The organism is Clostridium boliviensis, assembly GCF_033342255.1.
GTDB classification, from domain to species: domain Bacteria; phylum Bacillota; class Clostridia; order Lachnospirales; family Lachnospiraceae; genus Lacrimispora; species Lacrimispora boliviensis.
The window spans coordinates 1-375 of the sequence record NZ_JAWONS010000318.1; the positions used below are offsets into that span (position 1 = coordinate 1).

1 pseudogene is annotated in these 375 nt (G+C 45.9%); it reads right to left on the reverse strand.

Annotation, left to right across the window (positions count from 1 at the left end):
- A pseudogene (locus RZO55_RS21885) lies at nucleotides 1-375 on the reverse strand (FMN-binding protein); the annotation flags it as partial.

Sequence of the window (375 nt, forward strand, 5' to 3'; positions counted from 1 at the left end):
TCTTCCTTTATGCAGTCCCAGGTAACCCCAGTAATCGCGTTATCCTTCACTGTCATACTCACCTGGTCTTTGAAGCCGTTCTTGTCAAATTCCGGTGATTCATACGTATAAGTTCCTTCTTTTAATTCAGACGGACGGCTCTCGCCTTCACCGGATGCCTGGTTTAAGCAGTCCTTTACGCCGTTGACAAATCCCATTAAGTTAATGCTGACAGAAGATACTGAATCCGTGTATCCTTCTTCATTTACAAGACCTTCCAATGACTGGTGCTCCAGCACATAACCCACAACTGCTTCTGCCTGTTCATGCCATTTGGGACCGTTCTCCGTCATCACGTACTTTCCATCCATGGAAAGCTGGCTCTTTTTACTTCCA